Genomic DNA, 9,358 nt, shown 5'->3' with positions numbered 1-9,358 from the left:
GTCGAGATACGCGGGCTAAAGCACCGCGCTACGGAGGGAGTCCTGTCTTAGTTTTTCCAATACTTCGAAGAAGTCGGGGAAGGTTTTTTTGCAGCAGGTTGGGTCTTCGACTTGCAGCCAGGGTTGGCCGTTGCCGAACGCGTCGTAGCAGCCGAGGATACCGAAGCTCATGGCGACTCGGTGGTCGTGGTAGGTGGCGACGCTGGCGGGTTTGAGAGGCTGCGGGGTTATGGTGAGAGAGCCTTCTGTTTCTTCGACGGACTGGCCGAGGCGTTGTAGTCCGTCGGCCATGGCGGCGATGCGATCGCACTCTTGGTGTCGCGTGTGGGCGATGCCTTCGATGCGGGTGGTTCCGTGAAGGATTGGGGCGATGGCGGCAGCGGTGAGGAAGGTGTCGGAGTATGGGTAGAAGCTGCCTTCGAGGGATTCGGGTTGCGCTCCGGGCTCGTAGTGGACGGTGGCGGATCGCTCGTCCCAGACAATGTAGGCTCCGGCTTCTTCGGCTCGGGTTGAGAACTCGATGTCGCCCTGTAGGGATTCTTTGGTGACGCCGTGTATTTCTAATTGGCCGGTGACAACGACTGGCAGAGCGAAGAAATAGCTGGCGGCGGAGGCGTCGCCTTCGACTAGGTAGCCGTCGGGCTTGGATTGGTAGGGAGTGTAGTTCTGGATGTTGTATCCTGAATCGCTTGCTGAAAGGGATGACTTGGGGACGCCGAATTGCTTGAGCATTTCGAGGGTCATGTCGATGTAGCCGCGGCGTACCGAGGTGTTGGCCATCTCGATCTGGATGCCTTGCTTGGCGTAGGGAGCCGCCATGACGAGGGCGGAAACGAATTGGCTGGAGGCGGTGGCGTCGATAGTGGCTTTTCCGCCTTCGAGTCCGTTGGTGCGGATGCGAAGGGGAGCGAAGCCGTCGGTGGTTTCGATGTTGGCTCCTAGCTGGTTGAGCGTTTCGGCGAGGTCGGCGATGGGGCGTTTGCGCATTTGCGGCACGCCGTCGAGGGTGTAGTCGCCGCCTTCGCCGAGGCAGAGGAATGCGGTGAGGAAGCGGGCGGAGGTGCCGGAATTTCCTACGAAGAGGTCTGCCTTTTTGTTGGGGATGTCGCCGCCGAGGCCGGTGATGCGAATGGTCTTGTCTGCGGGGGTTGGGCGAACGTCGAAGCCTAGGTCTTGCAGGGCTTTGACCATGATCTCGGTGTCCTCGCTGAAGAGGCAGTTTTCGAGGAGGGTTTCGCCGTCGGCGAGGGCGGCGATGATGAGGGCTCGATTGGTGATGCTTTTGGAGCCTGGGACGGTGACGCTGCCTTTGACGGGCTTTGTGAAAGGGGGGACTGGATGTGGGTCTTGCACTGGAAAGGAGAAGGGAGGTTGAGGCGGCTCGCCCGGCGGTCGAGCCCTACCTTAGAGTTGGTCTCGGAAGGTTTTGCCGTTGGCGAGCTCTTGCAGGAGCGCGTTATCGTCTTGGTTGGCGATTGCGGTGGTTAGGGTTTGCAGGTGGTTTTGGTAGTCGCGCAACGCTCTGAGAACTTGGGGACGGTTTTGGGCGACTATCTCGCGCCAGAGTTCGGGACTGCCTGAGGCGACTCGGGTGGTGTCGCAGAGGCCGTTGCCGCAGTGTTGGGCGGCGGTTGGACAGTGGTCGCCAAGAAATGCGGCGAGGGAGGAGGCGAGAAGGTGGGGTAGGTGGCTGACTTGAGCTACTATTTGGTCGTGCTTTTCGGGGGATTCTTGAAAGACGGTGGAGCCAAGGGCTTGCCAAAAGGCGACCGTCTTGCTGAGGGCCTCGGGATCGGAATCGGAATTTGGGGTGACGAAGCAGGAGCGGTCGTCGAAGAGGGAGGCGGTTGCGTTGTCCATGCCGGTCTTTTCGGAGCCGGCCATGGGGTGGGAGCCGATGAAGCGGGCTTTGCCGGCGAGGGCGGTCTCGCATTGCTGGACGATGTCCGCTTTGACGCTGCCGACGTCGGTCACGATGGGGTTGCCAGTCACGAATGAGGCGAGTTGTTGGGAAAGTGTGATGATGCTGTTTACAGGCGAACAGAGCACGATGAGGTCGGCGTCGCGGCAGGCTTCCGCGAGGTCTGTGCTAGCGTGGGTGCACCACGTTTTGGAGGCAAGGGCGTCGACCGATTCTTGGCGGCGAGCCCATACGGAGACGTTTTGGGCGAGGCCCTTCTCGCTGGCGGCGATGCCGAGAGAGGCTCCGAGGAGTCCGGGGGCGACGATGGTGATGGTTTGAAACACGTTAGGAAATAAGGTCTGGAAAGGGAGGATTCGAAGGTTTCTCGGAGGGATTGGACCTTTACTGGAAAGGCGTGTCCGCTAGCGTTTTGGCGAGAAATCGAAGTATGGAAGAGCCGGAAGAAAACAGTGAAGAGGCGAAGCGCGCCAAGCGAATAATTTATTGGGTGATGGCGGCGTTCATCGTGGGGCCGATGATCGCGTTGGCGTACAAGGTTTTTTCCGGTTGATTGGGGTGGTTCCGAGTCGATAGAGAGAGGGGACCGTTCGCGGTTCTTCATCAGTGAAAAGGGGTAATTTATCACCCTGAGGCCCTCCCATTATTTCCCGGGCCGCAACGACTCGTTATCATGAACCAATCTATTGTTATCTTTCGCGCCATCCTCATAGCGTTTTGCGCTTTGGGAGGCTATGGCGTTTGGTACGTCTACCCTGATCTCGGCAAGGTCTGGCTTTGCATGGGGATCGCGGTGCTGATCGGCTGTTTGCTGATCCTTGTTGATATGCTGCTTAAGGGCTTCTCTCTGAGGGGCTTGTCGGCTTTGACTTTCGGTCTGCTGGCCGGGATTTTTGCGGCCCATCTGATTTCGATTTCTCCTTTGTTCGAGGGAGGCGATCCTCAGGTGATCTACATCTCTCGAGTGGGAGTGTTTGTGGCGGTGACCTATTTGGGGGCGATAATCGCTTTGAGAGGCAAGGATGAGTTCAATCTGGTGATCCCTTATGTGAGGTTCGACCCGCAGCAGGTGGAAACTCCGCAAGCGGTGCTTGATGATTCGGCTTTGGTTGACGGGCGAGTGGCGAAGTTGGCCTCGGCTCGCTTGCTGGTGGATATCCTTTTCGTTCCGAAATTCGTGGTGGATGAGCTCAACGAGTTGACTCACTCGGCGGTGGAGGAGGAGCGAAACCGAGGCAAACGCGGCTTGGCGACCTTGTCGGAGCTGCGTGGGCTCGAGCACCTTGAGGTGCGGATGCACGAGTCTGAGCTGAAGCCTGGACAGGGCCGTGAGGACAAGATGCTGTTTATTGCACGTAGCTTGAAGGGGCGTTTGTTGACGGCCAGCGAGTCGCTCGCTATCCGAGCGAAACAGGAAGGAGTGGCGTATGTCGACATGTTGGGTGTGGCGAAGGCGCTGACTCAGGAGGTTACAGTTGGACAGGCTGTGACCGTGAAACTTGTCAAAACGGGCCGTGAGGACAGTCAGGGAGTTGGCTATCTGGAGGATGGCTCGATGGTGGTCGTAAACGGAGCGGCTGATCTGGTGGGGGCTACGGTTTTGCTCGAAGTGGACAGTATTATTCCGACAAGCGGTGGCCGGATGGTATTTGGCAAGATGCTAGGCCAGCAGGGTTGAGTGTGTACTTGGGGCTTGCTTCCCGGGGGAGTCTCTTAGAATGCGGAGCGTGGCGGAATTCGTTTCCGCCAATCGTATTCTAAATCGTTATACACTTCCCGAAATCTTCTTATGGAGTTCTACACACTCGAAAATAAAAACGGCCTGAAGCTGAAGCTGACAAATTTTGGCGGGATCGTATCTGAAATCCACGTGCCGGATCGTGATGGAAAAATGGCCGATATCACGCTCGGTTTCGATACGATCGATGAGTATGTGGATCACAATGACGCTTATTTCGGCGCGCTCATCGGCCGCTATGGAAACCGGATCGGTGGCTGCAAATTTCCTCTTGATGGTAAGGAGATCGGCGGTCTTTACACCAACAGCGGCGAGGCGGACCATTTGCATGGCGGTAAAGTCGGATTCGACAAAGTAGAGTGGACTGCTGAAGAAGTATCCGGAGATGGATACACTGGCGTGAAGCTCAGCTACACGAGTGTGGATGGTGAAGAAGGTTATCCAGGGAAGCTGGACTGTACGGTCGTTTACAAGCTTACTGATGATAACGAATGGGTGATTGAGTACGAGGCGGTGACCGATAAGCCGACAGTTTTCAACCCGACCAACCACGCGTATTTCAATCTAGCGGGACATGACGGAGCGTCTCCGACCAATCACGAGATGTTGATCAACGCTGCTTTCTACACGCCAACGGACGATGGTGGCATCCCGACTGGTGAGATCCTTAGTGTGGAAGGGTCCGACATGGACTTCCGCGAGGCTCGGGTATACGGTGAGACTATCGATTCCGAGGAGTCTTACATCAGCCGTCTTGGGGGCTACGACCACAACTGGATTTTGGACAAGCAGTACGGTGAACTCGGTTTGGCTGCGATTGCGTATGATCCGGTTTCTGGACGCGAAATGAAGTGCTTCACAACGGAGCCAGGCGTTCAGTTTTATGGGGGCAATTTCCTCGACGGTTCGCTTACCGGCAAGGGCGGCAAGGTTTACAACAAGCGCGAAGGCTTTTGCTTGGAAACCCAGCACTTCCCTGATTCGCCAAACAAGGGACATTTCCCGGCCACGACGCTTCGCCCGGGCGAAGTTTTCAAGTCGAAGACGGTCTATCGGTTTGGAGTAAGGTAAGCGATTTTACGAAAGCTCATTTAATAACGGTCGCCTGGATGGGCGGCCGTTTTTCGTGTGTGGTCTCGGAACTCTGATGGTGGGTACGATCTGGGGGCTATTCTTTTGAGAGAGTTTTCAGTCGTTCGATTTCAAGTGAGTTAAGCGACTGTGTAACGCTTGAAGCCGAGCAGTCGATCGAATGAGCGAAGCGCCTGGCAGCTCATTCAGCACCCCGTAAAAACCACCCTGAAATCCGTAGAATACTGAAATGCGATTCTCTTTCTGTGCTCTTTCCGTCGTATTTGGCTTATCGGCAACTGCGATTGTCGCCGCTATGGGACCCGTGTCCCCGGAACCCATGCGTGGCCTAACTCCCCAAGAGGTTGTTGAGGAGATGGGGATTGGAATAAACCTCGGCAATGCGATGGATGTCCGGCACGTCAACAAGACCTACTGGGGAAATCCGAATACGACCGAGGAGATTGTCGACGGCATTCTCTCTGCAGGATTCACGACCCTTCGCGTCCCGGTGACTTGGGAGTTCAACATGGGAGAGGGGCCCGACTATGTGATTGAATCTGCTTATCTCCAGCGGGTGGAGGAGATCGTCAATTGGGGCTTGGACAACGGGGCCTACGTCATTCTCAACACTCACCACGATGGGCATTGGATAATCCCAAACTATGAAAATATAGATGCGACTAACGACCAGCTCGGGAAGGTTTGGACGCAGATTGCGGATCATTTCAAAAATTACGGAGACCGACTGATTTTCGAGACCCTTAACGAACCTCGCGTTGAAGGCGGGGGAGGCGACTGGGGTGAATGGAGTGGTGGCACTGCTGAAACGCGTGACTGTGTGAACAGAGCTAACAAAGCGTGTGTCGATGCGATTCGAGCGACAGGCGGGAACAATACGGCTCGCATTATCCTGGCCCCGACTCATGCGGCGAGCGCGGATGGCAAAGCGATGAGTGATTGGGAAGCTCCAAACGATGACCCCAATATTATTGTTTCGATTCACGCCTATTCGCCCTACCTGTTTTGCCTGACGGATCAAGATGCGGATTGGGGGACGGATGCTGACAAGCAGGCTCTCGACAACCTTTTTGATTCGATCCACGAGACTGTGATCGTTGGGAAAGGCCGTGCGGTCGTGATGGGAGAATGGGGGGCTCAAAATAGCGGTCTGGGCAACGAGCTAGACCGGATCCGGCATGCGGAGTACTACTCTAACGCGTGTATCGAGCATGGAATTACGCCTGTTATTTGGGATGATGGTGGCAAGTTTGAGCTCTTTGAAAGAGACGAGCTCAACTGGTCTTCGCAGATCCATGCTGACACGGTCTTGGTTCCCTTGTTTGGCCAGAGCTTTGCCCTGTTTCAAGAGGCGTCGCCACTGTTGTCAGGAGCGACTGGTGACGACGACGGCGACGGGCAGGCCAATCTGTTCGAGTACGCTTTCGGGAGTGATCCCAGCGACGCGGATGACCTTGCTCCGATGCCTAGAATGGAACTGGTAGGCGGTGTGCCGACAGTTGTTTCTCTACGTGGACACGTGAACGTGCAGTATATTTTGGATTGGTCTTCGGACTTGCTCGAAGACTCTTGGCAAACGATCTCGCTGAGCGAAATCATCTCGGAAGTCACGGTCGGTCTCGATGGGCTTCGAGAGGTTAAGCAGGGACTCGCTATCGATGAGGAGAAGCTGCCAAACCTTTTCTTGCGGGTGTGTATTGAGGACTAGTGTGAGCTTTTTGCTGCGAGGAGCCCGTTTGCCTATTTCTTGGTCGCGATGATCTGAACGACCGAAGCCTTCCCTGTGTGAAGGCGGCCTTCGACAACGTCACGCTCGATCTCGTGGCCGAGTTTGATGTCGAGGTCCTTCAGCTCTGGAAGCAACGATTCGAGACTGGCTAGAAGTTCTTCGATAGGCGGGCCACCGGTGTCGTTTTTAAGTTGGGCTGGCGTGTAGGCTTCGACTAGGAGAACGCCTCCTGGTTTGAGGGATTGAGCGACTTGGCTGTAGACTTGGTTTCGAAGGAGCGGAGGGAGGTGGCAAAAAATGGATACAACGCCTGAAAACTCGTTCACGGGGAAGCGGTAGTCCGAGAGATCTTGCAGCAACGGTTCGATCTCAAGTCCTCTTTGCTCGGCGAGCTTTGTCGCTTTGGCAAGGCCGACTTCCGAGGAATCTAGCGATATGACTTGATGACCGAGGCTCGCGAGGTGTACACCGTTTCGTCCTTCGCCATCCGCGAGACAGAGAACCTTGCCTTGCGGAATCAGGTGAGCGTTTTCTGCGAGGAAGTCGTTAGGATCTGTGCCGTAGGCGAAGTCTTCTGATCCGAAAATTTTGTCCCATTTATTCATTTTCGAGCGTAATCGTTCGCTTTTCACCCTTTGCTGTCAGGTGTAGATTGTGAGTGATGGGCCAGGGGATGAAAGGGAGTTTGCTAGGCCACTCTATGGCGAGACAGAAGGGAGGGTAGATGAGTTCTTCCAGCATGAGCTCGTCCCAGATCTCGGGTGACTCTTCCAATCGGTAGGCATCCATATGGGCGAGCTGGCGGTCACCTTGATAGAGATTGTAGATGTTGAATGTTGGACTCGTAACGGCTTCTTGAATACTCCACGCTTGGGCGAGACCTTTGACGAAGGTTGTTTTTCCAGCCCCGAGATCGCCTTCTAGGGTGAGAACGGCCTCGTCGCCCAGAACGTGGGCAAGCTCCTTGGCGACGCTGTATGTCTCCTCTGGTGATGAGGTTGTTATTCCGGATTTTAGCTTATCTAAGATGCTCATAGCCGGTGGCTGAAAAGTTAGATGGCTCGTTTGCGAGGATGAGGCCTGATTCTCCCTCTCTGAGGACGCCTATTTGGGAAAGAGGCGTGTCAAAATTTGCCTCCCAGTCCAATTTGAAAGCGTCAAGATTGGTATCGGGTGAAAGAGTGAAGATGAGTTCGAAGTCTTCTCCGTCGTTGAATGCGTGATACAGAGGTGAATGTTGCGATTCCTTCGAGATCGATTCGGCGTCTGTTGCCACGGGGACTTTTTCGCAATCAATCACGCAGACTAGGCCATCGGGAGTGATATTGGCGAAATCTTTGCCAAGCCCATCACTAAGATCGGAACAGCTCGTACACACTCCGGACTGGGCGAGCCATTGGCCTTCCGCTAAACGAGGGGTGAATGAGTAGTGCTTTTTTATGCGAGTGCCACCGAGTTCTCCTGTGACGAAAATCGGGCTTTCCGGTGTGGCGTTTTTTCGGAGCAAAGGACGGGGTTGTGGCAAGGTTTCACCATAAAGTGTTAGGAAGGCTCCCAGAAAACCGTCGGCACTGGAAACGTCGCCTCCGACGATGGATACTGAAAACTGTTCCGCCTCGAGAGCTAAGCCTTTGTAGAAGGACTCGATCCAAGAAATGGATACGTTTGACGAAAGTGCGAGCGCGATGACCGCATGAGTGGGGCGTCCTCCCATCGCAGCAATATCGCTGAGGTTGCGACGGAGCAGCTTGGCCGCAGCTTGTTCGGGCCCGACCGAGTCGTCGAAGTGTTTGCCGTAGATAATCGGGTCGGCGGTTACAAGCTGTTGGGAATTTGGAGTGACTGACGGGAGAACGGCGCAGTCGTCTCCTATGCCGAATGGAGAGGTGGGCGAGCTTGCTCCAAGCCAGGTTCGGAGTTTCTCGATCAATGCGGATTCGCCAAGGCTCCCGATTGCCAGGGACGGGTCTGCAGAAAAGGGATTCATGACATCTCCGGAAAAAGGAGGATCAGGGCGAGGTTGATCGAGTTGAATGCGGCGTGGAAAGTGAAGCAGGAGATGAGCGAGCCGGACTCCCGGTAAGCCAATGCGAGCATGACTCCGATGGTCATGAGCGGGGCGAAGGAATAGAGGTTTGCGTGGAGAAGCGCGAAAAAGAAGGCGGAAAGACCGAGGGAGGCATAAAGAGGCACGCGATGATGCAGGTAGCGAAAGATGCCTCCTCGGAAAGCGACTTCTTCGCAGATGGGAGCGACAGCCACGATCATCGCATACATGGCGAAGAGTTCGAAAGTGGTTCCTCCCTCCTGGACCATTCGGATTGGGTCTTGGATGACTTGTTCGAATCCGAGCAGGTTGAGGATCGTGCGGGAAAGGAGGTTTATCCCGATCATGATTGGATAGGCCATTATCAGCCACTTCAGCCCGACCTGCATCGATTTTGTAGGCGAGTACCTCCGATGAGGTGGAGGAGTAAAGTCCTGATGCTGAATTATCTTACGAAACACCAGAAAGGATGCTAGCATGCCGAACTGCATCCCGAGATTCGCCGAAAGGGAGACGAGGAGGGGCATCGGGGCATCTGGATCGGTTACGAGGAATTTGGCCGCGACATTTTGAAAAATGAGGGAGACCAAGCCCATGCTAGAGAAGAGGAATGCTACGAAGATGGCAAAGTCGCTGCCTCGTATCTCCCACTTGGGGAGCATCGTGTGAGACGGCTTCTTGGCTGGGTTGTCGAGCGGTTCTGCGAGCATGGTTTGGGACTTCGTAGCTCTGAGGGAAGTCGGATGCGTCGTCGGGGCGAGTTCAAAATACCCCGAATGAAGGGCTGCTTCCTTTTCCGAAGAAGGAGCTGCGCAGTTTCATGTCGAACGT

The 9,358-nt window shown here is 55.2% G+C and carries 10 protein-coding genes; 4 read left to right on the top strand and 6 right to left on the bottom strand.

Annotation, left to right across the window (positions count from 1 at the left end):
• Window positions 1–15: 15 nt before the first annotated feature.
• Both aroA and JIN87_RS24145 read right to left on the bottom strand, forming a co-directional pair.
• The gene (gene aroA / locus JIN87_RS24150; RefSeq protein WP_200358458.1) at window positions 16–1,353 is read right to left on the bottom strand and encodes a 3-phosphoshikimate 1-carboxyvinyltransferase; all 1,338 of its coding nucleotides are present in this window, start codon (window positions 1,351–1,353) and stop codon (window positions 16–18) included.
• Between the two features lie 51 nt (window positions 1,354–1,404).
• Window positions 1,405–2,247: a prephenate dehydrogenase/arogenate dehydrogenase family protein gene (locus JIN87_RS24145; protein WP_200358456.1), complete on the bottom strand. Its 843-nt coding sequence runs from the start codon at window positions 2,245–2,247 to the stop codon at window positions 1,405–1,407.
• Window positions 2,248–2,351: 104 nt separating this feature from the next.
• On the opposite strand from JIN87_RS24145, the gene JIN87_RS28635 reads away from it, so the two are divergent.
• The 4 genes from JIN87_RS28635 to JIN87_RS24130 all read left to right on the top strand — a co-directional run bounded on the left by JIN87_RS28635 (window position 2,352) and on the right by JIN87_RS24130 (window position 6,459).
• A complete protein-coding gene (locus tag JIN87_RS28635; RefSeq protein WP_267909444.1) occupies window positions 2,352–2,474 on the top strand; it encodes a hypothetical protein in 123 nt (40 codons plus the stop codon).
• A 120-nt stretch (window positions 2,475–2,594) separates the two neighbouring features.
• On the top strand, window positions 2,595–3,599 hold the full coding sequence (locus JIN87_RS24140; RefSeq protein WP_200358454.1) for a twitching motility protein PilT: 1,005 nt from the start codon (window positions 2,595–2,597) through the stop codon (window positions 3,597–3,599).
• A 111-nt stretch (window positions 3,600–3,710) separates the two neighbouring features.
• Window positions 3,711–4,730 carry an aldose epimerase family protein gene (locus tag JIN87_RS24135; RefSeq protein WP_200358452.1) on the top strand — a complete coding sequence of 340 codons (1,020 nt, stop codon included), beginning with the start codon at window positions 3,711–3,713 and terminating at the stop codon, window positions 4,728–4,730.
• Between the two features lie 250 nt (window positions 4,731–4,980).
• Complete coding sequence (locus tag JIN87_RS24130) at window positions 4,981–6,459, top strand: glycoside hydrolase family 5 protein (protein WP_200358450.1); 1,479 nt, start codon at window positions 4,981–4,983, stop codon at window positions 6,457–6,459.
• 32 nt (window positions 6,460–6,491) lie between these two features.
• On the opposite strand, the gene JIN87_RS24125 is transcribed toward JIN87_RS24130, so the two are convergent.
• From JIN87_RS24125 to JIN87_RS24110, 4 genes are read right to left on the bottom strand one after another with little or no spacing between them, the layout of a single operon-like run.
• A complete protein-coding gene (locus JIN87_RS24125) occupies window positions 6,492–7,085 on the bottom strand; it encodes an SAM-dependent methyltransferase (protein WP_200358448.1) in 594 nt (197 codons plus the stop codon).
• Entirely contained in the window at window positions 7,078–7,515 is a 438-nt protein-coding gene (gene tsaE, locus JIN87_RS24120) for a tRNA (adenosine(37)-N6)-threonylcarbamoyltransferase complex ATPase subunit type 1 TsaE (RefSeq protein ID WP_200358446.1), read from the bottom strand. The genes JIN87_RS24125 and tsaE overlap by 8 nt, the downstream gene beginning before the upstream one ends.
• Window positions 7,499–8,467, bottom strand: coding sequence for a thiamine-phosphate kinase (locus JIN87_RS24115; protein WP_200358438.1), 969 nt, complete (start codon window positions 8,465–8,467; stop codon window positions 7,499–7,501). The genes tsaE and JIN87_RS24115 overlap by 17 nt, the downstream gene beginning before the upstream one ends.
• Window positions 8,464–9,237, bottom strand: coding sequence for a type II CAAX endopeptidase family protein (locus JIN87_RS24110; protein ID WP_200358436.1), 774 nt, complete (start codon window positions 9,235–9,237; stop codon window positions 8,464–8,466). Before JIN87_RS24110 ends, JIN87_RS24115 begins: the two co-directional genes overlap by 4 nt.
• Between the last annotated feature and the right edge of the window lie 121 nt (window positions 9,238–9,358).

Source organism: Pelagicoccus mobilis, from assembly GCF_016595505.1.
Classification (GTDB): domain Bacteria; phylum Verrucomicrobiota; class Verrucomicrobiia; order Opitutales; family Opitutaceae; genus Pelagicoccus; species Pelagicoccus mobilis.
Note: the sequence above shows the minus strand (reverse complement) of the source record. Positions and strands in the feature narration are given on the sequence as shown.

Bases quoted from the DNA above. Each gene is read 5' to 3' on its own strand.
- JIN87_RS28635 (WP_267909444.1), top strand. From the start codon at position 2,352: ATGGAAGAGCCGGAAGAAAACAGTGAAGAGGCGAAGCGCGCCAAGCGA.
- JIN87_RS24140 (WP_200358454.1), top strand. From the start codon at position 2,595: ATGAACCAATCTATTGTTATCTTTCGCGCCATCCTCATAGCGTTTTGC.
- JIN87_RS24135 (WP_200358452.1), top strand. From the start codon at position 3,711: ATGGAGTTCTACACACTCGAAAATAAAAACGGCCTGAAGCTGAAGCTG.
- JIN87_RS24130 (WP_200358450.1), top strand. From the start codon at position 4,981: ATGCGATTCTCTTTCTGTGCTCTTTCCGTCGTATTTGGCTTATCGGCA.
- JIN87_RS24125 (WP_200358448.1), bottom strand. From the start codon at position 7,085: ATGAATAAATGGGACAAAATTTTCGGATCAGAAGACTTCGCCTACGGC.
- tsaE (WP_200358446.1), bottom strand. From the start codon at position 7,515: ATGAGCATCTTAGATAAGCTAAAATCCGGAATAACAACCTCATCACCA.
- JIN87_RS24115 (WP_200358438.1), bottom strand. From the start codon at position 8,467: ATGAATCCCTTTTCTGCAGACCCGTCCCTGGCAATCGGGAGCCTTGGC.
- JIN87_RS24110 (WP_200358436.1), bottom strand. From the start codon at position 9,237: ATGCTCGCAGAACCGCTCGACAACCCAGCCAAGAAGCCGTCTCACACG.